Below are 25,202 nucleotides of genomic sequence, written 5' to 3'. Positions count from 1 at the left end.
ACAGCCTTCAAAAAGAACGCGGCAGGCCCAGCAGGTGCTCGGCCACGTAGGAGTAGATGAGGTTGGTCGAGATCGGCGCCACCTGGTAGAGCCGCGTCTCGCGGAATTTGCGCTCGACGTCGTACTCGCAGGCGAAGCCGAAGCCGCCGTGGGTCTGCAGGCAGTTGTTGGCCGCTTCCCACGAGGCCTTGGCTGCCAGGTACTTGGCCATGTTGGCCTCGGCACCGCAGGGCTGGCCCGCGTCGAAGAGCGCGCAGGCCTTGAAACGCATGAGGTTGGCGGCCTCGGTCTCGATGTAGTCCGCGGCGATCGGGAATTGAATGCCCTGGTTCTGCCCGATCGCGCGTCCGAAGACCTGCCGCTCGCTTGCATAGCGGCGCGCGCGATCGATGAACCACCAGGCATCGCCGATGCACTCGGCCGCGATCAGCGTGCGCTCGGCGTTCAGGCCGTCGAGGATGTACTTGAAGCCCTTGCCCTCCTCGCCGATGAGGTTCTCGGCCGGAATCTCCAGGTTGTCGAAGAAGACCTCGTTGGTCTCGTGATTGACCATGTTGAGGATGGGCCGCACGACCATGGCCCCGGCGCTCGGTACCGACGTGTCCTCCCGGCCGCCCGGCGGAGCCTTCGCGTCCTGGGGCTGCCCGACAGCGGTCCCCTTGCCGATGGCCTGCTTCAGGTCGACGATGAAGATCGACATGCCCTCGGACTTCTTCTTCACCTCTGCCAGCGGCGTGGTGCGCGCCAGCAGGATCATCAGATCCGAGTGCTGGATGCGAGAGATCCAGACCTTCTGCCCATTGACGACGTAGCGGTCCCCCTTTCTCACCGCGGTGGTCTTGAGCTGCGTCGTGTCCGTGCCGGTGGTGGGCTCCGTCACGGCCATGGTCTGCAGGCGCAGCTCGCCGGTCGCGATCTTCGGCAGGTAGTGGCGCTTCTGCGCTTCGCTGCCGTGCCGCAGCAGGGTCCCCATGTTGTACATCTGGCCATGGCAGGAGCCGGCGTTGCCGCCCGAGAGGTTGATCTCTTCCATGATCACCGAGGCTTCGGTCAGGCCCAGGCCGGAGCCGCCGTAGTCGGCCGGGATCAGCGCGGCCAGCCAACCCGCGTCGGTCAGCGCGTTCACGAAGGCCTCGGGGTAACCGCGCTCGTGGTCGACCTTCTGCCAGTAGGCGGAGTCGAAGCGGCCGCACAGGCCGCGCAGCGCTTCGCGCATTTCCTGGTGCGTGTCGGGAGTGGGAATCTGGGTCTTCATGGTGGTTCAGGCAAGGGTGGCGCTGGCCTGCATCGCAAGCCAGCCATCGGAATCTTCGGCCCAAAGGTTGAAATGCCTGTCGGGCCCGGGCCGGCCGCGAATGCGCAAGCGCGTGCCGTCGAAGACGGGCCGCAGCGCCCGGAACCCGAAGCCCGCGAGCGAAGCGCCGGGCTTCTCGCGCCGCAGCAGGTCGACCAGCAGCGTGGCGATCAAGGGCCCGTGCACGATGAGCCCCGGATAGCCCTCGACCTCGGTCACATAGCGACGGTCGTAGGGGATGCGGTGGCCGTTGAAGGTCAGCGCCGAGTAGCGGAACAGCAGCACGTCGTCGGGCGTGAGCTCACGGCCGAAGGCCGCGTCCTTCGGCGCCGGCACAGGTGCCGCCGGGTCCTCTCCGGGCACCGGCGCGGGATCGTCGCGGTCCAGCATGGCGGCAAGCGCGCGCACCGGGGCGGCGATGATCTGGTCGGCCAGCGTCTCGATGCGCCCCTGCCAGGCCTGGAGCCCGGCCAGTGCCGCGGGGTCCAGGATTGGCGAAGGGTTCGTGTGTGCCGTCATGCTCGTTCAGGCCTCCAATGCGCGTGGCGCTTTCGCCGCGCACTGCCCTGCATGGTGGGCATGGTCCGGGCAGCGCGCAATCTGCGATTTCGAAACCGGGCCTTCGGCAATTTCGAAGGCTTGTTAGCATCGATCCATGCATTTCGACCTGACCGATCTGCGCCTCTTCGTCGCGGCCGCCGAGCCGGGCAGCCTCACGCGCGCGGCCGAGCGCCAGCATCTTTCGCTGGCCGCAGCGAGCGCGCGCATCAAGGCACTCGAGGCGCAGGCCGGCCTCGCGCTGCTCGCCCGCGAGGCACGTGGCGTGCGCCTGCTGCCGCCGGGCGAGGCTTTTCTCCACCATGCCCGACTTGTGCTGCACCAGGCAGGCCAGCTCGGCGCCGAACTCGAGGAATACGGCGGTGGCGTGCGTGGCCATCTCCGGGTGTTCGCCAACACGACCGCGGTGAGCGACTTTCTGCCCGAGATCCTGCCCGGCTTCCTGGCGCGCCATCCGCGCATCAACATCGACCTTCAGGAGAAACCGAATGCACAGATTCCGCACGGCGTGCTCGATGGCCGCGCCGACATCGGCATCGTCGCCGGCCTGATCGACACGCTGGGCCTCGAGGCGATCCACTTCAGCACCGACCGGCTGGTGCTCGTGACCTCGCGCAAGCATCGCTTTGCCCGGCGCCGGCGCATCGCCTTCGCCGAGACGCTGGACGAGGACGCGGTCGGCATGCAACCCGGCAGCACGCTCCAGGCTTTCCTGGCGCAGATCACCGAGAGCCTGGGCAAGAGCCAGAAGCTGCGCATCCAGCTCGGCAGCTTCGACGCCATGTGCCGCATGATCGGCAGCGGCGTCGGCATCGGCGTGGTGCCGGAGTCGGCCGCGCGCCGCAACCTCGAGAGCATGAAGCTCGCCCTGATCGAGCTCAGCGACCCCTGGTGCGTGCGCGAGCGCTATCTGCTGGTACGCGACCGCGCCGCGCTGCCTGGCTATGCGCAGGCGCTGGTCGACACGCTATGCGCGCACTACGCCGCTCAGGGGGAGCGCGGGGGTTGAGGCGCTGAGCAAAAGGGCATCGGGACGCAGAGGACGCGAAGGCCACGCGAAAGCAGGTCAGAAGAAGATTTGGATCTTTCGCGCCTCCGCGAGACCTTTGCATCCTCCACGTCCTTCACGTCCTCGCCCGCTTTTATCGGCCAAAAAAAAGCGCCGCGTCACGACGCGGCGCTTTCACGAACAACGAAGAGCTCAGCGCTCGATCGTCAGCGCAACGCCCATGCCGCCGCCGATGCAGAGCGACGCGATGCCCTTCTTCGCGTTCTGGCGCTGCATCTCGTGCAGCAGGGTCACCAGGATGCGGCAGCCCGAGGCGCCGATCGGATGGCCAATGGCGATGGCGCCGCCGTTCACGTTGACCTTGTTGATATCCCAGCCCATCTCGCGGTTCACGGCGCAAGCCTGCGCGGCAAAGGCTTCGTTGATCTCGAGCACGTCGAGGTCCTGCGGCTTCCAGCCGGCGCGCTGCAGCGCCTTCTGCGAGGCCGGCACCGGGCCCATGCCCATGAAGGCCGGGTCGAGGCCGGTGCTGGCGTAGCTGGCAATGCGGCCCAGCGGCTTCAGGCCCAGCGCGGCCGCCTTCTTGGCGGTCATCACCAGCACGGCAGCGGCGCCGTCGTTCAGGCCCGACGCATTGCCGGCCGTCACGCCGCCGGCCTTGTCGAAGGCAGGACGCAGGCCCGCCAGGCCCTCGGCGCTGGTCTTGCGGTTGATGAACTCGTCCTGGTTGAAGACGACGGGGTCGCCCTTCCTCTGCGGGATGTTGACGGCGACGATCTCGTCCTTGAACTTGCCGGCGTCCTGCGCGGCCGCGGCCTTGGTCTGGCTGGCAAGCGCGAGCTCGTCCTGCGCGCTGCGGCTGATGTCGTACTTCTTGGCCACGTTCTCGGCCGTGATGCCCATGTGGTACTGGTTGTACACGTCCCACAGGCCGTCGACGATCATCGAGTCGACCAGCTTCCAGTCGCCCATGCGCTGGCCGTTGCGCGAGTTGGGCAGCACGTGGGGCGCGAGGCTCATGCTCTCCTGCCCGCCCGCCACCACGATCTCGCTGTCGCCCGTGGCCACGGCTTGCGCGGCCAGCATCACGGCCTTCAGCCCCGAGCCGCAGACGGCGTTGATGGTGAGCGCCGGCGTTTCCTTGGCGATGCCGCTCTTCAGCAGTGCCTGGCGCGCCGGGTTCTGGCCGCTGCCCGCCGTCAGCACCTGGCCCATGATGACTTCACCGATCTGGTCGCTGCCGATCTTGGCGCGCTCGAGCACTTCCTTGATCACGATCGAGCCGAGCTCCGTGGCCGGGATGTTGGCCAGCGATCCGCCGAACTTGCCCACGGCCGTGCGTGCGGCCGAAACGATGACGATGTCTTCCATGGTGTGTGCTCTCCGAGGCTGCGATTGAAGAAAAGAAAGTGGGAACAACGAAAGTCAGGCTCGCGCCTTGACGTAGCGGCCCGGCGCGGGTTCGATCGCCTGGTAGGCGTTCCCCTTGCCGTAAGACTTCGGGGCAGGGATCTGCTTGCCCGCGTGGGTCTTGAGCCAGTCGGACCAGTCGGTCCACCAGCTGCCGGGATGCTCGGTGGCACCGGACAGCCATTCGGCCTGAGTCTTCGGCAGCTTGCCGTCGGCACGAATCCAGTGGCTGCGCTTCTTCTTGGCCGGCGGGTTGATCACGCCGGCGATGTGGCCCGAGGCCCCCATGACGAAGCGCTTCTTGCCCTTGAGCACCTGCGTCGACGCATAGGCGCCGCCGATGGGCACGATGTGGTCCTCGCGCGAACCGTAGATGTAGACGGGTGCCTCGATACGGCCGAGGTCGATCGCCTCGCCTGCCACGGTGAGCGCGCCCGGGGTGGCCAGCTTGTTCTCGTGGTAGGTGTTGCGCAGGTACCAGCAGTACATGGGCCCGGGCAGATTGGTGGCGTCGCTGTTCCAGTAGAGCAGGTCGAAGGGCGGCGGGGTCTCGCCCTTCAGGTAGTTGCCGACCACGTAGTTCCACACCAGGTCGTTCGGTCGCAGGAAGCTGAAAGTGGAGGCCAGCTCGCTGCCCGGCAGCAGGCCGCCCTTGTTCATCTGCATCTCGCGGAATCGCACGAAGGCCTCGTCGATGAAGATGTCGAGGATGCCGGTGTCCTCGAAGTCCAGCAGCGTGGTCAGCAGCGTGACCGAGGCTGCGGGCTGTTCGCCGCGCGCCGCCAGCACCGCGAGCGCGGTGGACAGGATCGTGCCTCCGACGCAGAAGCCCAGCGTGTTGATCTGCCCGCCCTTCTTGTCCTGGCCGGTGATCTCGCGCGTGACCTGGATCGCCGTGATCGCCGCCCGCTCGATGTAGTCGTCCCAGGTGTAGTGGGCCAGCGATTCGTCGGGATTGCGCCAACTCACGACGAAAACGCGATGGCCCTGCTCCACCGCATAGCGGATCAAGGAGTTCTCGGGCTGAAGGTCGAGGATGTAGAACTTGTTGATGCACGGTGGCACCAGCAGCAGCGGACGCTCGTAGACCTTGGCCGTCAGCGGCTTGTATTCGAGCAGTTGGAACAGTTCGTTCTCGAACACCACGGCGCCTTCGGTGGTGGCCACGTTGCGGCCCACCTCGAAGGCGCTCTCGTCGGTCATGCTGAGGTGACCCTGCTGCACGTCCTTCAGCAGGTTCTGGATGCCCTTGGCGATGCTCTCGCCCTGGGTTTCGAGCGCCTTCTTCTGGGCTTCGGCGTTGAAGGCGAGGTAGTTGCTCGGCGCGGAGGCCGCCACCCATTGCTCGACCGCGAAGCGCAGCCGCGCGCGGGTCTTCTCGTCGCCCTCCACCGCCTCGGCCATTCCGAGCAGCGTGCGCGTATTGAGCAGATAGACCGCTGCCGAAAAGGCCGCCACGGGATTGCTGCCCCAGGCCTCGGCCGCGAAGCGCCGGTCGCCGCGGGCGCGTGCCGCCATGTCCTGGCGCCACAGCTCGGTGGCTTCCTCGACGTACTGGCGCTGCAGTTCCTGCAGCCTGGGGGCCGAGAAGGAGAAGCGGGGCATCTCCCAGGGCATGTCGGCCTGGGGCGTCTTGCCGAGCGCCTGGAAGGACTCGAGCGCCTTTTCCCAGCCCTGCGTCAGCGCCTGTTGGAACGGCGCGAAAGTGGCATCGGCCGCGGCCTGTTGTTCTTGTCTCATGTCGTCTCCTGATTCCTCACCTTGTCGCATCGGCTTTTGAGTATGCTGCATCCGGAAGACCTCGGCCAGCAAAAGCCGGTTATACCTTCCTGAAAACCTCGCCTAATGCATCTCGTCGTCATCGCCTGGCTGTATGTCGCCCTCATGATGGCGGTCGCCGAAGCCACCAACACCAACGGCACGGTGCTGGGTGCAGTCTTCACCTTTCTACTCTATGGCTTGGGGCCGGTGGCACTGGTGGTTTACCTCATGGGCGCACCGGGGCGCCGCAAGGCGATCCGCGCGCGCGAGGCGGCCGAGCGCGAGGATGCCATGCGGGCAGCAGCGGCCCCTTCAATCGCGCCAGATGCAGGCAGCGAAACGGCCGCTGACGCGATCCCGCCGGTGCGAGAAAAAACGTAACGGGTTGTTCACCGTGCACCAGGCGGGGCTGCCGTCGTTGCCGTGGAGCTGCGCGACGCCCGCGGCCTGCAGCCGCTGGCGCGCCAGTCCCGCGAGATCCGCCAGCCACTTGCCGGGCGGGCGACCGGGCCTGAAGCACCGGACAGCATCCGGCGCGGCTGCCTCGAAGGCTGCGCGGACTTCGTCCCCGACCTCGAAGGCTTCGGGGCCGATGCACGGTCCGAGCCAGGCCATGAGTTCCTCCGGGCCGGCCTCCGGCCCGAAGGCGCCAATGGCTTCCTCCAGCACGCCGGCAGCCAGGCCGCGCCATCCGGCATGTGCGGCGGCCACGCGGCGGCCGCGGCCATCGGTGAAGAGCACCGGCAGGCAGTCGGCGACCATGATGGTGCAGGCAATGCCGCCGCCGGTGGCCGTGCAAGCGTCGGCCGTGCCGCCATCGGGCGTATCGCCGTCCAGCGCCAGCAGGCGGGTGCCGTGCACCTGCTGCAGGAACACCGGCCGCGCGCCGATCGCATCGCGCAGCACTGCGCGATTGGCCGCCACGTTTGCCGGCGCGTCACCGACGTGATCGCCGAGGTTGAGGCTTCGATAGACGCCGCCGGAGACGCCACCCTCGCGCGTGGTGCACAGCGCATGCACGCCCCGCGGCGCGGGCCAGTCGGGCACGAGCCACGAGGGCATGATCGATCTCACGGTTCCGCGTCGGGGCAGCGCGAGGGCTGGGCGCGCTGGAAAGCGTCGAGTTGCATGCAGGCCTCGAAGGCGGCCATGGTGCGCGGCAGGCCGCTGAAGTCGCAATCGAAGCGCTGGCCGTTGAAGACCTGGGGCACCAGGCAGCAGTCGGCGAGGGTCGGCGTGTCGCCCCAGCAGTAGAGGCTGGCCGGCCGCTGCACGAGCTGGCGCTCGAAGGCCAGCATGCCCTCGCGCACCCAGTGCCGGTACCAGGTGTTCTTGGCCTCGTCGCCAAGCTTCAGCTCGCGCACCAGGTACTTGAGCACGCGCAGGTTGTTGAGGGGGTGGATTTCGCAGGCGATCGATTGCGCCAGGGCCCGAACATGGGCGCGGCCCGCGGGATCGCGCGGCAGCAACGCGGGCTCGGGATGGATTTCGTCCAGGTACTCGATGATCGCCATCGACTGCGTGAAGCGCTCGCCATCGTCATCTTCGAGCAGCGGCACCAGCATGTCGGGCGAGATGGCCGAGAAGGCGCCCGTCTTGTGTTCTCCGCGGGCGATATGCACGGGGAGGTAGTCGTAGTCCAGCCCCTTGAGGTTGAGCGCGATGCGGACCCGGAACGAAGCGGAGGAACGAAAGTAGTTGTAGAGCTTCATCATGGACCCGAGCATAGCGCCGGCGCCTCCCGCCGGGCGAAAGCCCGGCGGGGGCTTCCGCCCTCTGGCAAACTGCCGCTTTCGCTCGAAAGGACTTTCTCTGCCATGGCTTCCGAATACGTCTTCACTCCGCCGGCACCGGTGTCCCTCCCGGTGGTCGGGCAGGCGGCCCGCTTCCCCGTGCACCGCATCTACTGCGTCGGGCGCAACTACGAGGAGCATGCCAAGGAAATGGGCTTTACCGGCCGCGAGCCGCCCTTCTTCTTCATGAAGCCGGCCGATGCCGTGGTGGTGGTCGATGCCGGTGAGACCGGCACCATGGCCTATCCCACCCTGACCAAGAACCTGCACCACGAGATCGAACTGGTGGCGGCGATCGGCACCGGCGGCAAGAACATCAAGGCGGCCGATGCGATGAAGCACATCTTCGGCTACGCGGTGGGTCTGGACATGACGCGCCGCGACCTGCAAGGCGAGATGAAGAAGCAGGGCCGTCCCTGGGACATCGGCAAGAGCTTCGAGCAGAGTGCGCCGATCGGCCCGATCGTGCCGGCGGCCCAGGCCGGCGACATCGAGCACGCGGAGATCTCGCTGCAGGTGAACGGCAAGGACCGCCAGCGCAGCCACGTGAGCAAACTGATCTGGAACATGGCCGAGACCATCGAGCACCTCTCGGCCGCCTGGGAGCTGCAGCCCGGCGACCTGATCTTCACCGGCACGCCTGAAGGCGTCGCCGCAGTGGTGGCCGGCGACACGCTGGTGGGCCAGGTTGCCGGCCTGCCCACGCTCACCGTCAAGGTGGTCTGATCAACCTGCCCCGGTCCAAGCCGATGCTCCTGCGCGTCCCCATCAAGCACTGCAAGAACTGCGGCACCGCGGTGGTCTACCGCATCCCCGATGACGGCGACACGCGCGAGCGTGCCGTCTGCCCGGCCTGCCACACGGTGCACTACGAAAATCCGCTCAACGTGGTCGGGACGATCCCGGTGCTGGGCGAGCGCGTGCTGCTGTGCAAGCGGAACATCGAGCCGCGCTGGGGCAAGTGGACGCTGCCGGCCGGCTTCATGGAGCTCAACGAAACCACGGCGCAGGGCGCCGCGCGCGAGACCGACGAGGAGGCCGGCGCCGAGTACGAGATGGAAGGCCTGTTCGCCGTGATGAGCGTGGTGCGGGTGGGCCAGGTGCACCTGTTCTACCGCGCGCGCCTCTTGAGCGACCGGTTCGACCCCGGCCACGAGACCATCGAGGCCCGCCTCTTCACCGAGGAAGAGATCCCCTGGGACGAGATCGCCTTCCGCACGGTGCGGGAGGCGCTCACCCGCTACTTCGAGGACCGGCGGCGCGGCAGCTTCGATCGCGTCCACACGCTCGACATCGTATGAAGCACCTGCGCATCTCGCTCTGCTGTGCCTTGTTGCTGGCCGCCCAGGCGCAGGCCGAGCAGATCGGCGAGGTCGACACCGCCTTCAAGCTGATCGGCCCCGACCACAAGATCGTGGTCGAGGCCTACGACGACCCCAAGGTCAGCGGCGTGACCTGCTACGTCTCGCGCGCCAAGACTGGCGGCATCTCCGGCGCCATCGGCTTGGCCGAGGACAAGGCGGAGGCCTCCATCGCCTGCCGCCAGGTCGGGCCCGTGCGCGTGACGCAGCCGTTGCCCAAGCGCGAAGAGGTCTACAGCGAGCGGCTCTCGATCCTCTTCAAGCGCCTGCGCGTGGTGCGCATGGTGGACGCCTCGCGCAACACCCTGGTCTACCTGACCTACTCCGATCGGCTGGTCGAAGGCTCGCCGAAGAACAGCATCACCGCGGTGCCCATCGACCGCGCGACGCCGATCGCCGTGAAGTAGGTGAGCGCGGCGATCCTCCCGTCAACCGCAGGGCTCGGCGCCGCACCAGGGCTTTCAGCCATGAAAACCGCCGCGGTCCTACGTGCCTGCGGGAACCAGCGGCGCAGAATGCGCTCGAAAAAAAAACGCCATGCAATTCAAGACCTCCGTTCTCCGCGCCGGCCTCATGGCCGCCGCAGTCGCTGGCCTGGTGGCCTGCAGCACCACGCCCCTCCCGCCGCAGCGCGCCCTTCCCCCGGGTCCCGCCGCAACAGTCAGGCCGCCACCGCCGGCCCCCGCCCTCTTCGTCCGGCCTGCCTCGGGGCCCACGCTGTCGCGTTTCGACGGCAAGAACAACAAGGGCCTGGACATTGCGGGCAGTCCCGGCGACCCGATCCTCGCCGCAGCCGACGGCCGCGTCGTCTATGTCGGCAGCGAGCTGCGCGGGTACGGCAACATGGTGATCGTGAAGCACAACGACACCTTCCTCAGCGCCTATGCGCACGCGCAGCAGATCCTCGTGAAGGAAAAGGAGGTCGTGCGCCAGGGCCAGAAGATCGCCGAGATGGGCAGCAGCGGCGCCGACCGCGTCAAGCTGCACTTCGAGCTTCGCAAGCAGGGCGTCGCGGTCGACCCCGAGCCTTACCTCAACGGCCAGCTGCACTGAGCCGGAGCAGGGTCTCCGGCACCGGGCTCAGCCGTCATCGCTGCCGTCGATCCGGGCCAGGGTTCCGCGATCGGACCGGCCACCGAAGTACTTGTCCAGGCAGTCGCGAAAGACCGGCTCGGTCGGATCGGCCCTGTCGAACAGTGTCATGGACGACCAGAACTTGAGATCGTCGGGCGCGCCGAAGATCTGATGGATGTCGCGGCCTTCCACCGCGCGCACCAGAGCGCTGCAATCGCGCAGCCGCGGCCCCAGCAGCGGGTGGGCGAGGTAGGCGCGGGCCTCGGCCAGCGAGGCGATGGCGTAGCGCTGCGCCATGGCGCTGTGGCCCAGGCCTGCGAGCTGCGGGAACACGAACCACATCCAATGGCTGCGCTTGCGGCCTGCGCGCAGTTCGCTGCGGACCTGGTCGATCACGGGATCCTGCGCATCGATGAAGCGTTGGAGCTCGAAGGGGTCGTCCATGGTGAGGAGTCTCCTGTAGGCGCCGTCTTTCCTCGGCTCGCGAAGTATGCCGCGGCGATGCGCCCGCGTGCCGGCGTCAAATCCTCACGCAAATAAGAGAGGCTCTGACAAGAGAACACGATGAACTGCGAAGCGATCCATTGCGCCGAGACGGGAACCGTCCGGTTTGCCATCTATCCCGACGGCCTCGATGGCCCCCGCATCATGGCCCACGTGTCCGAGGCCGCATTGCGCGACCTCTGCGACAGCCCGGACCAGGATCCCGACCTGACCGGCACCTGTGAGGCCCACTTCGACTGCATCCAAGCCAAGGCCATCGAGCGCTACCGCGCGGCACCCTCCATGCCCATTCTGCTGGGGCCCGCGGACCTCAGGGAATGCGACCTGATGCACTGATGGCGGCCGCTCGTCAGGTCGCCGGGGCGAGCACGAAGTCGAAATCCAGCGTGTAGAACGGCACTTCACTCGTGCCACCGTCCGGCGTGCGGCCGGGCGGATGCTCGACCCAGTCCGCGATCAGCGAGCGGCGCACGCCGAACACGGCGTCGGAGTCCAGGTACTGGTCGCCGTTGCGGAACACGTGCGTGATCAGCCGCTCGAAGCCCGGCGCGGTGATCATGAAATGCAGGTGCGCCGGCCGCCAGGGATGGCGCCCCAGAGCGTCAAGCATGCGGCCCACCGGCCCGTCGTGCGGGATCGGATAGGCCTCGGCCCTGATCGACTTGAAATGGAAGCGTCCCTCGGCATCGGCATGCAGCGTGCCGCGGGCGCGGTGCTCATGCGCTCCCTTGTACTGCACGTCGTAAAGGCCGTCGGCATCGGCTTGCCAGACCTGCAGCTCGGCGTTGGGCACCGGGCTGCCGTCGAGCGCCAGCACGCGGCCCCGCACATAGCAGGGCTCTCCGCGGGCGCCATTGGCCACGTCGGCGCCCAGCGGGTATTCGGGCGATCCCTCGACGTGGAAAGGCCCGAAGACCGTGGACTCGGTGCATGCGCGCGGCTTCCGGTTGTTGAGCGCCGTGACCAGCATCGACAGGCCCAGCGTGTCCGACAGCAGGATGAACTCCTGGCGCCGGTCGTCGGTGATGTGGCCGACTTCGGTCAGGAAGCGGATGCCCTCGAACCACTCGGCCTCGGTGAGCCGGGTGTCGCGCGCGAAGGCGTGCAGATGCTGGACCAGGCTGGTCATGATCTCGCGCAGGCGGGCGTCGGCGGCCCCGGTGTGCCGGGCCAGCACGGCCTGCGTGATGGTGTCTTCGTCGAGGTTGCGCATGGGTCGTCTCCTGAATCTCAGCCGGTGACTATGCGATCGCCGGCCGGCCGCGCACAGGGCCTCCGGCGGAAAACTGTTTTGCACGAGTCCGAGCGGTGGAGGCTGGCGTCTCGCCGCAGCTTCGGCCTACCATCGCCCCATGAGCCGCACCTCCTTCGTCTACACCAGCCAGCCCCAGCGCGTGGTCTTCGGCGCCGGCAGTCTCTCGCATCTCGGCCGCGAGATCGAGGCGCTGGGCGCGCGCCGCGCGCTGGTGCTCTGCACGCCCGAGCAGCGCGCCCAGGCCGAGCGCGTGGCCGAGCTGCTCGGCGCCCAGGCCGCCGGGATCTTCGACCGGGCCGTGATGCATGTGCCCATCGAGACCGCGCGCGAGGCGCGTGACGTCGCGCAAAAACTCGACGCGGACTGCGCAGTGGCCATCGGCGGCGGCTCCACCACCGGCCTTGGCAAGGCCATCGCCCTCGATTCGGGCCTGCCCATCCTGGCCATTCCCACGACTTACGCCGGCAGCGAGATGACGCCGATCTACGGCCTGACCGAAGCCGGCCTCAAGAAGACCGGCAAGGACCCGCGCGTGCTGCCGCGCACCGTGATCTACGACCCCGAGCTCTCTCGCAGTCTGCCCGTGGGCCTGTCGGTCACCAGCGGCATCAACGCCATCGCGCACGCAGCCGAGGGCCTTTATGCGCAGGACAGCAATCCGGTGATGGACCTGATGGCCGAGGAAGGCATTGCCGCCATCGCACGGGCGCTGCCGGCGATCCGGCGGAACGCCGTAGACATCGAGGCGAGGTCCGATGCGCTGTACGGCGCCTGGCTGTGCGGCAGCGTGCTGGGCAGCGTCGGCATGGCGCTGCACCACAAGCTGTGCCACACGCTGGGCGGCAGCTTCAACCTGCCGCACGCGGAGGTGCACACGGTGGTGCTCCCGCATGCGATCGCCTTCAATGCCGAGGCGGCGCCGCTTGCGATGCAGCGCATTGCGCGGGCGCTGGGCGCCGAGGACGCGGCGCAGGGCTTGCAGGCTCTCGCCCGCGACAACGGCGCGCCCGTCGCCCTGAAGGACATCGGCATGCGGGAAGCCGATCTGGATCAGGCCGCCGAGCTTGCGGTGAGCAACCCGTACTGGAATCCGCGTCCCTTCGGCCCCGCCGAGCTCGGCGCGATCCGCGCGCTGCTGCAGCGCGCCTACGAGGGCGCGCCGCCGCGCTGAGCCACGCTGTCCGCCCCGCTGGCCACGGCATCGACGCTGGTCCACTTGCGCTCGTAGTCCATCCGCTCGAAATGCGCGACCAGGAAATCGATGAAGGTCCGCACCTTCGCCGACATGTGACGCCGGCTCTGGAACGCGATGTTGATGCGCAGCCGCGGCAGGTCCCAGTCGTCGAGCACCGGCACCAGCCGGCCGGCCACGATGTCGTCGTAGAGGATGTACTTGGGCTGCACCAGGATGCCGAGGCCGTCGAGCGCGGCCGCGCGCAACACCTGTCCGTCGTTGGACTCCAGCAGGCCCTTGACCTTGATCGAGCGCTGCTCCTCGCCGCGCCGGAAGGCGAGCTCGTCGGGGTTCCTGCTGTAGGTGTAGAGCAGCAGGTCATGGGAGCTCAGCTCCTCCACCGTGCGAGGTGCACCGCGCCGGTCCAGATAGCCTGGCGAGGCGGCAAGGATGCGGCGGGTCTCGGCCAGGCTCCGGATGGTGATGCCGGAATCGTTCTCGTATTCCCGGGTTCGGATCGCCACGTCGATGTTGTTGTCGATCAGGTCGAGGTAGCGGTTGGCCGCTTCCAGATGGACCGTGACTTTCGGATAGCGCTCGGTGTAGGCGCGCAGCAGCGGCGCGATGTGCTGCATCGCGAAGGACAGCGAAGCCGTCACCCGCAGCGTGCCCATCGGGTCGAGCGAGGTGGCGTTGACGGTCGCGTCGGCGTCGCGCAGGTCGGCCAGGATGGTCTTGCAGCGCGCATAGTAGCTCTCCCCCATCTCTGTCAGGGCCATGCGCCGGGTATTGCGCTGCACCAGCTGCGCGCCCAGCCGCGCCTCCAGCGAGGCCAGGTGGCGGCTGGCCGCGGCATTCGACAAGCCCACCGCCGCGGCCGCCCGCGACAGGCTGCCGAGCTCCGCGGTCTGCACGAAAAGTTCGATTTCGGTCCAGCGATCCATGTGTCTGCGTTGCCTGTTCCGGACCGGCATCTTAGGGTCTGTGTGGTCGGCTGGGTCGACCTGCCAGGGCGCCGTGCTCGACCGCCAGCCCCATTTCGTTCTTCTTTCGGCAGAAGTGCCCGTCAAAGGGAAAGCTTCAGACCGGTCATCGGCACCGCTTTGATCAGCCGTGTCTCCTGCGCAGTGATGAGGTGCTCCGACGCCTTCAGATAAGGTGGGAAGTCCGGGTGGGTGTCGCGCGCATGGCAGCGCCGCTCGTAGTCGGCCAGATCGTCGTAGCCCCACAGGTGGATGAACTGGTTGAGCGGGCCGACATGGCTCACATAGAAGCCCAGCGGCGTGCCCAGCGTCTCGACCAGGAACGGCAACGCCATTCGGTTGAAGACCTCCAGGAACTCGGGCATCTTGCGCAGGCGAATCGTGTAGATGCGCTGGTCGACCAATGGCTTAGGCGGGAATGACATCGGCTTGTCGTGCGGTAGTGACGGTGGTGTCGGTCGTGGAAGAAAGCGACGGCTCCAGCCCGGCGAGGTGGCGCCCGGTGATGTAGCCGAAGGTCATGATCGGCCCGAGCGTGATCCCGGCGCCCGGATAGTTGCCGCCCATCACGCTGGCGCGGTCGTTGCCTACTGCATACAGGCCCTCGATCGGCCGACGCTGCGCATCGAGCACGCGTCCCACGACGTCGGTGCCGATGCCGTCAAAGGTGCCCAGGTCGCCCATCACCACGCGCAGCGCGTAGTAGGGGCCCTTGCCGACCGGCGCCACGCAGGGGTTTGGCTTGTTGTCAGGATCGGCGAGATAGCGGTTGAAGGAGGTGGTGCCGCGGCCGAACTGGCGATCCTCGCCGTTCAGCGCGCCGTCGTTGTACTCGCGAACCGTCTGTTCGAGCGCGTCCGGCTCGATGCCAGCCTTCTGCGCCAGGTCGCGCAGCGTCGCGCCCTTGACCAGGTAGCCGTTGCGCACGAGTGGCGCGAGGGGCATCGGCGCCGGCTTGGCGTAGCCCATGCCGTACTTGCCGATGGTGGCCTGGTCGCAGACGAGCCACATGCCGGCGTCAGCGCCCTGCCCCGCCGCGACCATCGCAGCGCCCACGTCGTGGTACGAGTTCGATTCGTTGGTGAAGCGCTTTCCGTTCTTGAGCACGCCGATGATGCCGGGCTTGTAGCGGTCCAGCAGGTGCGGGAAGGCACCGTACTCGCCGTTGCCCAGTGGCACTTTCGAAGTCGGCATCCACGCGGCCGGCGAGCTGAACCGGATCTCCACGCGTCCGCCCACTTTCTCGGCCATGCGCGCGCCATCGCCGGTGTTCCCCCGCGGCACTGGCGAGAAATGCTCGCCGCCGGCACGCACGTGCGGATAGGCTTGGGCGATGCGTTGCCGATCGTGTGAAAAGCCGCCCCCGGCCAGCACCACGCCCTTGCGGGCGACGATCCGCTGCAGCCCCTCCGGCCCCTTGACCAGAGCACCGATGACGCGACCCTTGTCGGTGATCAGCTCCTGGGCGGGCGTGCTCGTTCGGATCGGGATCTTCAGGTCGAGCGCCGATCTCGCGAGCCGCGCCGCCAATGCATTGCCGCTCGTCACGTGAATGCCGCGCCGGTAAAGCGCCATCTCCTTCATGTGGTTCAGCAGACGCCTGACCACGTACCTGAACGACGTGAAGGACTTGGTGAAGCCGAAGAAGTGCTTGAGGTCCGCGTTGGCGGAGTTGAACATCATCCCCATGAAGGTGATGGTCGCGAGCGGCGGCCGAAGCCGAGCCATCTCGGACCCCAGCCCGCGGATGTCGTAGGGCGCTGCGAGGATGGAACGCCCGATGTCCACGCCGCCGTCGGCGTCCGGGTGGTAGTCGGGATAGAGCGTCGGAATGAAGCGCACCTCGGTCTCGCGCTCGAAGAAGTCCACCATTTCGGGGCCCTTGTCGATGAAGGCTTCGACCGCTTCAGCGTCATACCAGCGCCCGGTCTCGGCCTTCATGTAGCGGATGACGGCCTCGCGCGTGTCGGCATAGCCAGCCTTCCTGGCATGCGACGACAACGGGATCCACAGCACGCCGCCGGAAAAGGCAGTGGTGCCGCCGAACACGGGTTCTTTCTCGACGACGACGACGTCAAGGCCGTTTTTCTTCGCCGTGATGGCGGTCGACAGGCCCCCGGCACCGGACCCGATGACCAGCACGTCGCATTCGGTGGTGGGCAGTTCGTTCATGTTCATACGCTGGCCTCCTGCGCCGCTGCACCGCGGCGAAGCTGATCGAAGTAGTTGCTCATCTCGGTTTCGGCTGCATCAGGATCACGGTCCCGCATGTGCGCGAGGATCTTGCGGCGCACCGGCACCAGCTCCGGACGGGCTCGGAGCGTCGAATCGGTCTGCAGCACATGGCGCAGCAGCGTCGTCAGCGTCTCGGCCACGACCACCAGCACGTCGTTGTGCGCCGCCTTGGTGACCAGCCGAAAGAACTCGATGCTGGCCTCCGCGCGCTGCGCCGCATCGGGATAGTTCTCGATCTCGGCAATGTTGCGTTCGATGGCGTCGAAGTCTTCCCTCGCGCCGTTCTGGCAGGCCAGGCGCAGCAGCATGCAATTGATGAGCCGCCGCGCCTGATCGAGATGGAGGGAATCAAGCTTCCCGCTGGCGGCCAGTTCGCGCAGCGACTGCGCAAGCATCATGTAGGCGCCCTTGTAGAAGACGAGCGAGGCCTCCTGCCGGCCATGGTCGAACTTCGCGACCTGGCCCAGGAAGAGCACGTGGTCGCCCGCGATGTGCTCGGCGAACTTGTCGCATTCGAAGGTAGCCACGCTGCCGGCGATCACCGGCAGCCCGCGGTGACCCGGCGTCCAGGCCACGCCCTCGAACTTGTCGGCGATGGCGCCGCTGGCAAAGCGCGCCGACAGATCCTTCTGGTCCTCGGCCAGCACATTGATGGCGAAGGCGCCGCTCTGCCGGAAGGCTTCCAGGCTCTTGCTGGCCAGCCGCAGGCCCCAGGACACCAGGGGCGGATCCAGCGACACGGAGCTGAACGAGTTGCAGGTAAGTCCGATCGGATGTCCGTCGGGGCCGGTCGTGGTGATGATGGCTACGCCGGTCGGGAAGCTGCCAAGCGCGCTGCGGAAGGCCCGCACGTCGAAGGCGTTCTGCGACTCGGTGGACGCGATGTTCGGAATCGTCACGGTCGTTCCAAAAGTTGAATGGTTAGACCATTATAGATATACTGGCCTGCCATTACAACCAAGGGGACCCACCCAATGACTCGTCGAGTTGCCATCATCGGCACCAGCGCGATCCCGGTCGGCCGCCACCAGACCAAGCCGGAAGAACCGCTGCAGGTACTGGAGCAGGAGATCATGACGAAGCTGGTGGTCGAGGCGGTCGCGGATGCCGGCGTCGAGAAAAAGGACATCGGCAGCCTTGTGCTGACGCTGCCCAGGCCATACACGCTGCAGAAGTACTTTTCCACCTTCCTGGTCAGCCACCTGCGCCTTCAATGCACCGGCAGCGTGCTGGAGGTGATGGGCAACGGCATGACGGCCGCGGTCTGCTTCGATCGCGCCTGCGACGAAATCCTGCTCGGCCGCACCGAGGTCGCGCTCGCGCTGGGCATCAACATGGAGGCAGCCACGCCAGCCTCCGAGCATGCGATGAGCAGCATGCGGACCACCGGCGACGTGGACTTTCACGCCTCGGGTGGCTTCATTCCGATCAGCTGGTACGCCATGGACGCCATGCGCTACATGCACGAGTACGGCGCCACGCGCGAGCAGCTCGGCGCAGTCGCGGTCAAGAACCGATGGCATGCATCGATGAACCCGCTGGCCCAGTACCGCAAGCCGATCACCCTTCCAGAGGTGCTGGAGCAGCGCCCGATCGTGGAGCCACTGGGCCTTTACGACGTGCCGGGCCGCAGCGACGGCGCGGCTTGCCTGGTGCTTGCGTCCGAGGAAGTTGCGAGGTCCCTGGGCCGCCCCTATGCGCTGGTGCGCGGTCGCGGCTTCTGCCACGACGGCTCGCACCAGATCAACGAGGTGCCCAACGACATGACCGAGCTGATTGCCGCCAAGCAGGCGGCTGCCACCGCCTACGCGCAGGCGGGGATCGCCGCCAAGGACATCGACGTCGCGGAGTTCTACGCCCCCTGCACCATCGTCGAAGTGCTGGTGAGCGAAGCGGTCGGGTTCTTCGCGCGCGGGGAAGGCGCACCTGCCGCCGCCGACGGCCGCACCAGGCTGGGCGGGCAGTTTCCGATCTCGACCTCCGGTGGCTTGACCTCGCGCGGTCACCCGGCGTATGTCACCTCCCTCTACAACTACTGCGAGATGGCCGACCAGTTGCGCGGCCGCGCCGGCGAACGCCAGGTCGCGAATGCACGACTGGGCCTCACCACCGGCGAACTCGGCAACTACAACGCCGCCCTGGTCCATGTGATGGAGGCCCAACGATGAAGCTCGAGATGATCTCCGTGGCGCGCACGCGCGCCTACCCGCCACGCGTGTCGGCCTTCACCCAGACTTTCTGGAAGGGCCTGCGCGACGGCCGCTGGCAGAGCACCTGCTGCGCGGCCTGCGGGAAGTTCACCTTCCCGCCCAAGCCGGTGTGCCCGCATTGCTGGTCGCCGAAGATGCAATGGAAGGAACTGGGACAGCGCGGCACGCTCTATTCGTGGACCCGCATCCACGCCGCACCAAAGGTGTTCGTGGACGAAGCGCCCTACGCTGTCTGCGTGGTCGACCTCGACATCGGCCTTCGCATCGCCACCCGGCTCGTCGAGCGCGAGGGCAAGCCGTTCGAGTGCGGCATGCCGGTCGAACTCGTCGTCCTGCAGTACGAGGACGGGCCGCTGCTCGCCTCGCGTCCGGTCTGACAAAAGGAGTTGCCCCTTGTTCTACGAATTCCGCACCTATACCTGCGCGCCGGGCAAGCTGCCCGCCGTCCTCAAGCGCTTCGAGACCGCCACGCTCGCGCTGTTCGACAAGTACGGCATCCGGCGCGTGACGCCGGTGTTCACCGTGGCCGTCGGCGAAGACAACATGCAGCTCAAATATGTACTGCAGTGGGAATCGCACGAGGAACGCGACCGTGCATGGGCGGCTTTCCGTGCCGACCCCGCATGGCACAAGGCTCTGGCCGAGTCCGACAAGGACGGCGTGGCGGTTGTCAGGATCGCCAATGAACTGCTGGCAGCCGCGATTCCATTGGCCGGTTGAATGGAGCGTGGGGCTAGAATCCGCGCCGTGAGCCACGCCGACTTCCGCACGAAAGAAGCCTTCGAATCCTCCTTGGGGTTCGAGCCCATCGCGCCTTCACGCGCGTTCGAGGAGATTGCGGCGCAAATCCGCGAGCTCGTGGCCACCGGCCGGCTCAAGCCCGGCGACCGCCTTCCTGCCGAGCGGGATCTTTCCGCCAAGTTCAAGGTCAGCCGCAACACCCTGCGCGAGGCGCTGCGCGCACTCGAACTGAGCGGAATGATCGAACTGCGCAAGGGCGCCGCAGGCGGCGCCTTCGTGCTTCCGGGCAACTCGGGCGTGGTCGTCAATGGCCTGCGGGATCTCTATCACCTCGGCGCCATCAAGCCCGAGCACCTCACCGAGGCTCGCGTCTGGTTGAGCGAAATCGTGGTGCGCGTGGCCTGCGAGCGCCTGACGGAAGAGGACCTGAAGGCACTCGAAGCCAATGTCGCGCAGGCCACCAAGGCCGACAAGGCCGGCAACTTCCAGGAGCGCGCGGACTTGCATCGCGAATTCCACAACCTGCTGGCCGCGGCCACGCGCAATCCCATCATCGAGATCACGATGGAAGGCGTGATGGAGGTGATGCGCGAGTTCGTCAAGGCCATCGGACCCAGCGACAACCCCTACACCCTGCCCTCGCGACGCCGGCTGCTCAAGCACCTGCGTGCACGCGACGCCGATGCAGCGGTCGCCGAGATGAACAAGTTCCTGGAACGCCTGCAGGCGAACTACATGGAACTCTGGAACTCGCGCAAGCAGTGAGTCACGCGGCAGCATTTGCCGCTAAACGTCCAGCACGTCTCCCGGACGTCACCGCCCAGCAGATGTGATGGCCGTTGCCGGCCAGCAGCACGCCGCCCTGCCCTGCAGCGCCCGCCGCATAGAGCCGGGGTATCACGCTGTCGTTCGCGCGCAGCACCTGGTGCGAGCTGTTGACCGCCAGTCCTCCATCGGTGATGACGATGCGGGCCTCCAACGGGCCGAGCGCATGCAGCGGCGACTGCCACTTCCGATCACGCAAGCTGTTTTCGAGCGCATCGGCCGGCAGGCCCGTCGCACGGGCCAACGCCGACGGCGTGGCGCCGGTGCGATAGAGGTCCTTTCGATGCCGCCGGTAGTCGGGGAGGTAGGCGAAGGCCACGCCCGGAGCGGTCGAGACAGGGTGAGGGGGTGCCGAGAACCTGCGCGCGAGCGCGTCGTCGAACACCAGCCAGGCCTGCCCTCGCGGCTGGGCGGCAATCGCCAGACCCGGTGCCTCCTGTTCATCCACGAAACGCTCACCGTTGCGATTGACCAGCAAGGCGCCGCTGCGCAGCAGACTCGCTTCCGGTCCCAGCGAGGCGGTCATGAAGGACATGACGAAAGGCCGAAAGAGCGCAGCAGGCAACGTCGCCAGCGCCAGCGACATGAGCTTGCCGAGCAACCATGATGGCGGCAGCCGCTGCACCAGGCTCGGCGTTGCAGGCGCTCCGAAGCGCAATCCGGGGCCGAAAACCACGTCTCCGTTGACGATCCGCGCGCCGATGGCCTCGGCCAGACGATGGCCATCGCCCGTCGCCGTCAGATTGACGCCCGGGATGTGGGCGAGCTCGGGCCGGAAGCGCGCCTTCAGCGCGGTGCCGTTGCTGTAGTCGCCCGAGCAGAGGATCACGCCGCGCCGCGCAGCAATCGTGACGCGCCGACCGCCGGCAAGCGCCTCGACACCGCGCACTCCGCCGTCGTCCGCGCGAAGCAGCTCGGTCACCTCTGCACCACACAGCACTCGCGCGCCGCGGCGCTTTGCCTCCCTCGACAGGTAGTACGGATAAGCCCGCGAATTCGGCAGCACGTTGTGCATGCGCGGATGGCGGTGCGGCGGGTCCGCCGTGGGGCCATGGAAGCTCAGCCCCAAGGACATCAACCAATGCAGCGAGTCGGCTGCGTTGTCCACCAACAGACGCCGCAGGGCGCGGTTCTCCTGCGACGCGAACGGGCCCATGAAGTGATCCATGTCCTCGAAGTGTTCGTCTGGCGAATCGATGATGCCGGCGCGCTGCTGCAGGCATGAGCCCGCAGCGTTGATGGAGCCGACGGAAAGCCGGCTGCTGCCGCCCGGGATAGCGTTTTTCTCCAGTACCAGCACGCTGGCGCCGCCCGTGGCGGCCTCGATCGCGGCCGCGAGCCCGGAGGCGCCGCCGCCGACGATCACCACGTCGGCTGCATCCAGGCCACTCTCCTGCCGAAAGGAAAGCCCGCTCACACGAGCGCCACTTCCTGCATCAGGTCTACGCCCAGAGGGGCGCGCATCGCATCCTCGAAGATGAGTTTGCGGCAAGCGTCACGTCCGCTCGCCTGCTGAACAGGGCGCATCGATAGACCGTCACTTGAGTTCCTTGCCCGCATGCTCCCCCTCGAGGAAGCGGTTCGGCTTCAAGAAGAACGAGAGCACCAGCGCACCGCCGGGCGAGCGCGCCAGATGCCGGTTGCCCTTGGGGCGCCAGACGTAGTCGCCCTCACGCACCTCGCCCTCGTCGTCGACGATGCTCCCCTCGAGCACGTAGGTCTGCTCGACCTCCACGTGCTCGTGCAACGGCAGCTGCGTGCCCGGCTGCCAGCGGAACAGCGCCGTCAGCAAACCGCTGGCGTCGTCCTGCATCAGCACCTTCATCTCGATGCCGGGCGTGGGCGTGGGCTTCCAGGGCAGGCTTGCAACGTCGACATAGCGGGACGCATTCGGTGCCAGCCCCTCATGCCGCGGATGGAAGGGCGTGAAAGCCGTCATGCGCTGTCAGAACTGGTAGCCGTACTTGGCCGCCACTTCCTTGAAGCCGAACACGCGCGCGGCGTTCTCACCCAGCACCTTGCGGCGCGACACTTCGCTCAAATGGCCCATCTGCCGTTCGATGGCCGGGGCCGAATGCGGCCAGGTGCCCTCGTGGTGCGGATAGTCGTTGGCCCACATGAAGTTGTCCTGCAGGCCGTGCTCTTCCATCAGGCCCAGGCCGGCGCGGTCCTCGCCGAAAGTCGCGAAGCCGCGCGCCTTGAAGTAGTCCGAAGGCAGCATCTTCAGCTTCGGACGAACCCAGAAGTGGTGCTTCAGGTAGGCCTCGTCCATTGCGTCGAGCATCCATGGCACCCAGCCGATGCCGGCCTCGACGCTACCGAAGCGAAGCTCGGGGAAGCGCTCGGCGACACCCGATGCGCAGATGTTCACGAGCGGCTCCAGCGTCGGCGACAGCGAGTGCACGACGTAGTTCACGACCGCACCGCCATTGCCGCGGGTGGTGCGCGGGTCCTTGCCGGTGGAAACGTGGAACGTGACCGGCACGCCTGCCTCGACGAAGCGCGCCCACATCGGATCGAACTCCACCTTGTTGTAGTTGAGTTCGTTGGTCTTGGGCGGGCCGAACAACGGCTTGCACGGCAGCGTGAAATGACGGAAGCCGAGCTTCAGGCAGCGGTCGATTTCCTTGAGCGTCGCCTCGATGTTGCCGGTGGCCAGGGCCGCCGCGGGCGACAGGCGTTCGACGTGGGGGCCGAAGTTCTCCCAGGCCCAGGTGTTGTAGACCTCGCACTGCGCGTGCGCAAAGTCGGGGTCGAACGTGTACCACATGCCCAAACCCTTGCCCGGGAAGATGATTTCACCGTCGATGCCGTCGAGCTCCAGATCTTGCAGCCGCTGCTCGACGCTCGGGCCGCGCTCGGAGGCAGTGGCGCCGGCCTTCGAGCGGGCCAGGTCCTCGCCCTCGAGCTTGGCAAGGATCAGGCGATCGGGCTGCTCCGACGCCTCCATCTTCCGCCACTGCACGCCCTTCTCGTCGATCCAGACCTTCGGCAGGCGCTCGCGGTACTTGGCATCGATACGCTCGGCCCACAGGTTGCCCGGCTCGTTGGCATGCGTGTCCGCCGAGATCATCAGGTATTTGTTGGCGGCTCCGGGCTGAGGCGACTTCTCCCAGCCGGCAGAGCCGGGGGTGTTCAGGCGCCATTGGTTGGCTTCGTTGACGACGATCTCGGTCATGAGGGGTCCTCGGGTGGAATGCGTGGAAGGTTGAACCACTGAAGTTGAATGGTTTGACCATTCTAATGTGCGCGAAACCACTGTCAAGCCCCGAGGGGTTGCGCCCGCACGAAGCGGGGCCGGAGATCAGCGTGTCTTCTTGAGGGGGGCAGGGACTTCTGCGGGCACGGCGTCCATGCCCTCCTGCACGATCGTCAGGTATTCGTCCATGCCCTTGGCCGCCGCCTTCGCATCGCGCGCCCGCATGGCCTTGAGAATCCGGCGGCGCACCGGCACCAGTTCCGGACGCGCCTTGCGGCCCGTGCGATCGATCACGTAGCGGATGATGTCCGACAGCGAATCCACCAGCATCGCGAGCACTTCGTTGCGCGTCGCGCGGGCGATGAGGCCGAAGAAGCGCACGCCCTCGTCGGCGCGCTGCGGAAGGTCCTCGCTCTTCTCGATCTCCAACATGTTCTGCTCGATGGCGGCAAAGTCCTCTTCCGTCGCGCGCTCGCAAGCCAGTTCGATCACCATGCCGTTGATCAGCCGCCGCGCTTCGGCCAGGCCGGCCAGCGACACACGACCCAGAATCATCAGATCCTGCAGCGATTGGGTGAGAAGCGCCGGATTGCCGTCGCGGATGAAAGCGCCGCCCTTGACGCCCTTTTGCAGCGAGACGACGCCGGAAATCTCGAGCGTGCGCAGCGCCTCGCGCACCGCAGGACGGCTGACCTTGAACTCGACCGCCAGATCGCGTTCGGCCGGTAGCTTGTCGCCCGGCTTGAGCACGCCGGACGCCAGGCGCTTTCGGATCTGCTCGCAGATCTCCTCGAAGACGCGGCGCGTCTTCACCTCCTGGAAGGACAGCTGCGGAATGGGTTGCATGACTGGCTCGACATAGTTGTGTTGACCGAGGATAGCCCAAGGCCACCAAGGGTCGGACTGCTCAATCTCATGGACTTGTAATGGACTGACCATTACACTTCATCAATGGCCATCCTTCCCCACATTCACCACACTCCGGCGGGCCGCGTGCTGGTCTTCGATTCCGCGACCTACGTCGGAGCCTACGTGGCCCACGCGCCGGATACCAGCGGCGGCGTGGTCGTCAACGCCTCGTACAGCGGTGTGCTCTGCGCACGCATGGTGATGCGCGCGCGGCCGGAGGCCGCTATCGGGCTGGACTGTGCCATCGGCAAGGACGGCGCCGGGATCGCGGGCCTTTGGTACTACGAGGCGCTCGGCGTGCCGGCGGCCGCTGCCGATGTGATGACCGCCGAGATGGGCAACGGAGCCGACATGTACGACCACGGCATCATCAGCCGCGTGAACGATGCCGCGCAGGCGCTGGGGATCGAGCCCGGCATGAACGTACGCGACGCCGCGCGTTGCATGCTGACGGGCGAGAACAAGCCGGCGACCTTCGATTCCGCACGCCGGCTGGTCGTTCACACCGCCGACAGCGGTCGCAGCGTCGTGTGTACCGATTCCATCGCCTATGCCCTGCCGGAGGACCGCGAGCGCAACGTACTGTGCACCGCCGGCCACACCGGGCGCAGCGTCGTCGGCTACTTCCGCGACTTCCGCCCGTGGGCGTTCATCTGTTCCGACGGCGGCGGGGGCAAGAATGACAGCGGCCTGAGTGCGCTCGAGGCCGTCGAGCCCGACGGCATCGCCGGCGCCAGCGTGAGCGCGCTCACCGCGCGCATGGGGGACGGCCGCAGCACCTACTTCGACGGCGTGATCAGCGCCGCCAACCGCATCGCCCGGGGCAAGGGCGTGCGTGTCGGACAGTCCGCCCGCGAGGCCGCCTTGCTGCTCCTGGCCTGAGCTTTCGAAACCCTGGAGAAACCGC

Annotated in this window: 28 protein-coding genes and 1 pseudogene; 13 read left to right on the top strand and 16 right to left on the bottom strand. The window is 67.1% G+C overall.

Going from position 1 to position 25,202, the window contains the following annotated elements; genetic code table 11:
* Nucleotides 1-7 precede the first annotated feature (7 nt).
* Together J2739_RS04340 and J2739_RS04335 are read right to left on the bottom strand one after the other, a co-directional pair.
* A complete protein-coding gene (locus J2739_RS04340) occupies nucleotides 8-1,255 on the bottom strand; it encodes an acyl-CoA dehydrogenase family protein (protein WP_309898932.1) in 1,248 nt (415 codons plus the stop codon).
* Nucleotides 1,256-1,261: 6 nt separating this feature from the next.
* A pseudogene (locus tag J2739_RS04335) lies at nucleotides 1,262-1,663 on the bottom strand (HTD2 family dehydratase); the annotation flags it as partial.
* Nucleotides 1,664-1,949: 286 nt separating this feature from the next.
* On the opposite strand from J2739_RS04335, the gene J2739_RS04330 reads away from it, so the two are divergent.
* Complete coding sequence (locus tag J2739_RS04330; protein WP_309898928.1) at nucleotides 1,950-2,861, top strand: LysR family transcriptional regulator; 912 nt, start codon at nucleotides 1,950-1,952, stop codon at nucleotides 2,859-2,861.
* A 192-nt stretch (nucleotides 2,862-3,053) separates the two neighbouring features.
* Here J2739_RS04330 and J2739_RS04325 read toward each other — a convergent pair whose 3' ends face one another.
* Nucleotides 3,054-4,232, bottom strand: coding sequence for an acetyl-CoA C-acetyltransferase (locus J2739_RS04325; RefSeq protein ID WP_309898925.1), 1,179 nt, complete (start codon nucleotides 4,230-4,232; stop codon nucleotides 3,054-3,056).
* A gap of 54 nt (nucleotides 4,233-4,286) precedes the next feature.
* Nucleotides 4,287-6,011, bottom strand: a complete 1,725-nt coding sequence (phaC, locus tag J2739_RS04320) for a class I poly(R)-hydroxyalkanoic acid synthase (protein WP_309898924.1) — start codon at nucleotides 6,009-6,011, stop codon at nucleotides 4,287-4,289.
* Nucleotides 6,012-6,116: 105 nt separating this feature from the next.
* Here phaC and J2739_RS04315 point away from each other — a divergent pair, with 105 nt between their 5' ends.
* Complete coding sequence (locus J2739_RS04315; protein WP_309898922.1) at nucleotides 6,117-6,413, top strand: hypothetical protein; 297 nt, start codon at nucleotides 6,117-6,119, stop codon at nucleotides 6,411-6,413.
* Here J2739_RS04315 and pgeF read toward each other — a convergent pair.
* Together pgeF and maiA are read right to left on the bottom strand one after the other, a co-directional pair.
* Entirely contained in the window at nucleotides 6,345-7,094 is a 750-nt protein-coding gene (gene pgeF, locus J2739_RS04310; protein ID WP_309898920.1) for a peptidoglycan editing factor PgeF, read from the bottom strand. The two genes, J2739_RS04315 and pgeF, sit on opposite strands and share 69 nt — an antisense overlap.
* 8 nt (nucleotides 7,095-7,102) lie before the next feature.
* On the bottom strand, nucleotides 7,103-7,744 hold the full coding sequence (gene maiA / locus J2739_RS04305) for a maleylacetoacetate isomerase (RefSeq protein WP_309899922.1): 642 nt from the start codon (nucleotides 7,742-7,744) through the stop codon (nucleotides 7,103-7,105).
* A gap of 105 nt (nucleotides 7,745-7,849) precedes the next feature.
* Between maiA and J2739_RS04300 the strand changes: the two genes are divergently transcribed.
* The 4 genes from J2739_RS04300 to J2739_RS04285 all read left to right on the top strand — a co-directional run bounded on the left by J2739_RS04300 (nucleotide 7,850) and on the right by J2739_RS04285 (nucleotide 10,239).
* Nucleotides 7,850-8,551 carry a fumarylacetoacetate hydrolase family protein gene (locus J2739_RS04300; protein ID WP_309898918.1) on the top strand — a complete coding sequence of 234 codons (702 nt, stop codon included), beginning with the start codon at nucleotides 7,850-7,852 and terminating at the stop codon, nucleotides 8,549-8,551.
* Nucleotides 8,552-8,574: 23 nt separating this feature from the next.
* Nucleotides 8,575-9,126 carry an NUDIX hydrolase gene (locus tag J2739_RS04295; protein ID WP_309898916.1) on the top strand — a complete coding sequence of 184 codons (552 nt, stop codon included), beginning with the start codon at nucleotides 8,575-8,577 and terminating at the stop codon, nucleotides 9,124-9,126.
* Nucleotides 9,123-9,593, top strand: coding sequence for a CreA family protein (locus tag J2739_RS04290; RefSeq protein ID WP_309898914.1), 471 nt, complete (start codon nucleotides 9,123-9,125; stop codon nucleotides 9,591-9,593). Before J2739_RS04295 ends, J2739_RS04290 begins: the two co-directional genes overlap by 4 nt.
* 130 nt (nucleotides 9,594-9,723) lie before the next feature.
* Nucleotides 9,724-10,239, top strand: a complete 516-nt coding sequence (locus tag J2739_RS04285; RefSeq protein WP_309898912.1) for a murein hydrolase activator EnvC family protein — start codon at nucleotides 9,724-9,726, stop codon at nucleotides 10,237-10,239.
* A 27-nt stretch (nucleotides 10,240-10,266) separates the two neighbouring features.
* On the opposite strand, the gene J2739_RS04280 is transcribed toward J2739_RS04285, so the two are convergent.
* Complete coding sequence (locus J2739_RS04280; protein WP_309898910.1) at nucleotides 10,267-10,704, bottom strand: DUF1810 domain-containing protein; 438 nt, start codon at nucleotides 10,702-10,704, stop codon at nucleotides 10,267-10,269.
* Between the two features lie 120 nt (nucleotides 10,705-10,824).
* Between J2739_RS04280 and J2739_RS04275 the strand changes: the two genes are divergently transcribed.
* The gene (locus J2739_RS04275) at nucleotides 10,825-11,100 is read left to right on the top strand and encodes a hypothetical protein (RefSeq protein ID WP_309898908.1); all 276 of its coding nucleotides are present in this window, start codon (nucleotides 10,825-10,827) and stop codon (nucleotides 11,098-11,100) included.
* A 13-nt stretch (nucleotides 11,101-11,113) separates the two neighbouring features.
* Here J2739_RS04275 and J2739_RS04270 read toward each other — a convergent pair whose 3' ends face one another.
* Nucleotides 11,114-11,977: an intradiol ring-cleavage dioxygenase gene (locus J2739_RS04270; protein ID WP_309898906.1), complete on the bottom strand. Its 864-nt coding sequence runs from the start codon at nucleotides 11,975-11,977 to the stop codon at nucleotides 11,114-11,116.
* Nucleotides 11,978-12,116: 139 nt separating this feature from the next.
* Between J2739_RS04270 and J2739_RS04265 the strand changes: the two genes are divergently transcribed.
* Nucleotides 12,117-13,190 carry a maleylacetate reductase gene (locus J2739_RS04265; RefSeq protein ID WP_309898904.1) on the top strand — a complete coding sequence of 358 codons (1,074 nt, stop codon included), beginning with the start codon at nucleotides 12,117-12,119 and terminating at the stop codon, nucleotides 13,188-13,190.
* On the opposite strand, the gene J2739_RS04260 is transcribed toward J2739_RS04265, so the two are convergent.
* The 4 genes from J2739_RS04260 to J2739_RS04245 form a co-directional block, all read right to left on the bottom strand.
* Nucleotides 13,166-14,137, bottom strand: a complete 972-nt coding sequence (locus tag J2739_RS04260; RefSeq protein ID WP_309898903.1) for a LysR family transcriptional regulator — start codon at nucleotides 14,135-14,137, stop codon at nucleotides 13,166-13,168. The genes J2739_RS04265 and J2739_RS04260 overlap by 25 nt on opposite strands.
* Nucleotides 14,138-14,259: 122 nt before the next feature.
* A complete protein-coding gene (locus J2739_RS04255) occupies nucleotides 14,260-14,601 on the bottom strand; it encodes an NIPSNAP family protein (protein WP_309898902.1) in 342 nt (113 codons plus the stop codon).
* Complete coding sequence (locus J2739_RS04250) at nucleotides 14,585-16,354, bottom strand: FAD-dependent oxidoreductase (protein ID WP_405053822.1); 1,770 nt, start codon at nucleotides 16,352-16,354, stop codon at nucleotides 14,585-14,587. Before J2739_RS04250 ends, J2739_RS04255 begins: the two co-directional genes overlap by 17 nt.
* Nucleotides 16,351-17,310, bottom strand: a complete 960-nt coding sequence (locus J2739_RS04245) for a flavin reductase (RefSeq protein WP_309898900.1) — start codon at nucleotides 17,308-17,310, stop codon at nucleotides 16,351-16,353. Before J2739_RS04245 ends, J2739_RS04250 begins: the two co-directional genes overlap by 4 nt.
* 75 nt (nucleotides 17,311-17,385) lie before the next feature.
* Here J2739_RS04245 and J2739_RS04240 point away from each other — a divergent pair, with 75 nt between their 5' ends.
* Genes J2739_RS04240 through J2739_RS04225 form a run of 4 tightly spaced genes read left to right on the top strand, consistent with a single transcriptional unit; the run spans nucleotide 17,386 to nucleotide 20,127 of the window.
* The gene (locus J2739_RS04240) at nucleotides 17,386-18,579 is read left to right on the top strand and encodes a thiolase family protein (RefSeq protein ID WP_309898899.1); all 1,194 of its coding nucleotides are present in this window, start codon (nucleotides 17,386-17,388) and stop codon (nucleotides 18,577-18,579) included.
* Nucleotides 18,576-18,998 (top strand): Zn-ribbon domain-containing OB-fold protein, encoded by a 423-nt coding sequence (locus J2739_RS04235; RefSeq protein WP_309898898.1) that lies wholly within the window; start codon nucleotides 18,576-18,578, stop codon nucleotides 18,996-18,998. The genes J2739_RS04240 and J2739_RS04235 overlap by 4 nt, the downstream gene beginning before the upstream one ends.
* 16 nt (nucleotides 18,999-19,014) lie before the next feature.
* Nucleotides 19,015-19,341 carry an NIPSNAP family protein gene (locus J2739_RS04230; protein ID WP_309898896.1) on the top strand — a complete coding sequence of 109 codons (327 nt, stop codon included), beginning with the start codon at nucleotides 19,015-19,017 and terminating at the stop codon, nucleotides 19,339-19,341.
* A gap of 27 nt (nucleotides 19,342-19,368) precedes the next feature.
* Nucleotides 19,369-20,127, top strand: coding sequence for a FadR/GntR family transcriptional regulator (locus J2739_RS04225; RefSeq protein ID WP_309898893.1), 759 nt, complete (start codon nucleotides 19,369-19,371; stop codon nucleotides 20,125-20,127).
* Nucleotide 20,128: 1 nt separating this feature from the next.
* On the opposite strand, the gene J2739_RS04220 is transcribed toward J2739_RS04225, so the two are convergent.
* The 4 genes from J2739_RS04220 to J2739_RS04205 all read right to left on the bottom strand — a co-directional run bounded on the left by J2739_RS04220 (nucleotide 20,129) and on the right by J2739_RS04205 (nucleotide 24,232).
* Nucleotides 20,129-21,604, bottom strand: a complete 1,476-nt coding sequence (locus tag J2739_RS04220) for an FAD-dependent oxidoreductase (protein WP_309898891.1) — start codon at nucleotides 21,602-21,604, stop codon at nucleotides 20,129-20,131.
* Nucleotides 21,605-21,724: 120 nt separating this feature from the next.
* On the bottom strand, nucleotides 21,725-22,126 hold the full coding sequence (locus J2739_RS04215; protein WP_309898889.1) for a cupin domain-containing protein: 402 nt from the start codon (nucleotides 22,124-22,126) through the stop codon (nucleotides 21,725-21,727).
* Nucleotides 22,127-22,132: 6 nt separating this feature from the next.
* Complete coding sequence (locus J2739_RS04210; RefSeq protein WP_309898886.1) at nucleotides 22,133-23,365, bottom strand: amidohydrolase family protein; 1,233 nt, start codon at nucleotides 23,363-23,365, stop codon at nucleotides 22,133-22,135.
* Nucleotides 23,366-23,491: 126 nt separating this feature from the next.
* Complete coding sequence (locus J2739_RS04205; RefSeq protein ID WP_309898884.1) at nucleotides 23,492-24,232, bottom strand: FadR/GntR family transcriptional regulator; 741 nt, start codon at nucleotides 24,230-24,232, stop codon at nucleotides 23,492-23,494.
* A gap of 105 nt (nucleotides 24,233-24,337) precedes the next feature.
* Between J2739_RS04205 and J2739_RS04200 the strand changes: the two genes are divergently transcribed.
* Nucleotides 24,338-25,177, top strand: a complete 840-nt coding sequence (locus tag J2739_RS04200) for a hypothetical protein (RefSeq protein ID WP_309898882.1) — start codon at nucleotides 24,338-24,340, stop codon at nucleotides 25,175-25,177.
* Nucleotides 25,178-25,202 lie beyond the last annotated feature (25 nt).

The organism is Variovorax soli, assembly GCF_031454625.1.
In the GTDB taxonomy this organism is placed as follows: Bacteria; Pseudomonadota; Gammaproteobacteria; order Burkholderiales; family Burkholderiaceae_C; genus Variovorax; species Variovorax soli_A.
The sequence above is the reverse complement of the archived record's forward strand: the minus strand, read 5'-3'. Positions and strand labels throughout refer to the sequence as shown.

Bases quoted from the DNA above. Each gene is read 5' to 3' on its own strand.
- J2739_RS04270 (WP_309898906.1), bottom strand. From the start codon at position 11,977: ATGCGCAACCTCGACGAAGACACCATCACGCAGGCCGTGCTGGCCCGG.
- J2739_RS04240 (WP_309898899.1), top strand. From the start codon at position 17,386: ATGACTCGTCGAGTTGCCATCATCGGCACCAGCGCGATCCCGGTCGGC.
- J2739_RS04340 (WP_309898932.1), bottom strand. From the start codon at position 1,255: ATGAAGACCCAGATTCCCACTCCCGACACGCACCAGGAAATGCGCGAA.
- J2739_RS04275 (WP_309898908.1), top strand. From the start codon at position 10,825: ATGAACTGCGAAGCGATCCATTGCGCCGAGACGGGAACCGTCCGGTTT.
- phaC (WP_309898924.1), bottom strand. From the start codon at position 6,011: ATGAGACAAGAACAACAGGCCGCGGCCGATGCCACTTTCGCGCCGTTC.
- pgeF (WP_309898920.1), bottom strand. From the start codon at position 7,094: ATGCCCTCGTGGCTCGTGCCCGACTGGCCCGCGCCGCGGGGCGTGCAT.
- J2739_RS04260 (WP_309898903.1), bottom strand. From the start codon at position 14,137: ATGGATCGCTGGACCGAAATCGAACTTTTCGTGCAGACCGCGGAGCTC.
- J2739_RS04215 (WP_309898889.1), bottom strand. From the start codon at position 22,126: ATGACGGCTTTCACGCCCTTCCATCCGCGGCATGAGGGGCTGGCACCG.
- J2739_RS04250 (WP_405053822.1), bottom strand. From the start codon at position 16,354: ATGAACATGAACGAACTGCCCACCACCGAATGCGACGTGCTGGTCATC.
- J2739_RS04325 (WP_309898925.1), bottom strand. From the start codon at position 4,232: ATGGAAGACATCGTCATCGTTTCGGCCGCACGCACGGCCGTGGGCAAG.
- J2739_RS04300 (WP_309898918.1), top strand. From the start codon at position 7,850: ATGGCTTCCGAATACGTCTTCACTCCGCCGGCACCGGTGTCCCTCCCG.
- J2739_RS04265 (WP_309898904.1), top strand. From the start codon at position 12,117: ATGAGCCGCACCTCCTTCGTCTACACCAGCCAGCCCCAGCGCGTGGTC.
- J2739_RS04235 (WP_309898898.1), top strand. From the start codon at position 18,576: ATGAAGCTCGAGATGATCTCCGTGGCGCGCACGCGCGCCTACCCGCCA.
- J2739_RS04200 (WP_309898882.1), top strand. From the start codon at position 24,338: ATGGCCATCCTTCCCCACATTCACCACACTCCGGCGGGCCGCGTGCTG.
- J2739_RS04295 (WP_309898916.1), top strand. From the start codon at position 8,575: ATGCTCCTGCGCGTCCCCATCAAGCACTGCAAGAACTGCGGCACCGCG.
- maiA (WP_309899922.1), bottom strand. From the start codon at position 7,744: ATGAAGCTCTACAACTACTTTCGTTCCTCCGCTTCGTTCCGGGTCCGC.
- J2739_RS04205 (WP_309898884.1), bottom strand. From the start codon at position 24,232: ATGCAACCCATTCCGCAGCTGTCCTTCCAGGAGGTGAAGACGCGCCGC.
- J2739_RS04210 (WP_309898886.1), bottom strand. From the start codon at position 23,365: ATGACCGAGATCGTCGTCAACGAAGCCAACCAATGGCGCCTGAACACC.
- J2739_RS04330 (WP_309898928.1), top strand. From the start codon at position 1,950: ATGCATTTCGACCTGACCGATCTGCGCCTCTTCGTCGCGGCCGCCGAG.
- J2739_RS04315 (WP_309898922.1), top strand. From the start codon at position 6,117: ATGCATCTCGTCGTCATCGCCTGGCTGTATGTCGCCCTCATGATGGCG.
- J2739_RS04290 (WP_309898914.1), top strand. From the start codon at position 9,123: ATGAAGCACCTGCGCATCTCGCTCTGCTGTGCCTTGTTGCTGGCCGCC.
- J2739_RS04255 (WP_309898902.1), bottom strand. From the start codon at position 14,601: ATGTCATTCCCGCCTAAGCCATTGGTCGACCAGCGCATCTACACGATT.
- J2739_RS04280 (WP_309898910.1), bottom strand. From the start codon at position 10,704: ATGGACGACCCCTTCGAGCTCCAACGCTTCATCGATGCGCAGGATCCC.
- J2739_RS04285 (WP_309898912.1), top strand. From the start codon at position 9,724: ATGCAATTCAAGACCTCCGTTCTCCGCGCCGGCCTCATGGCCGCCGCA.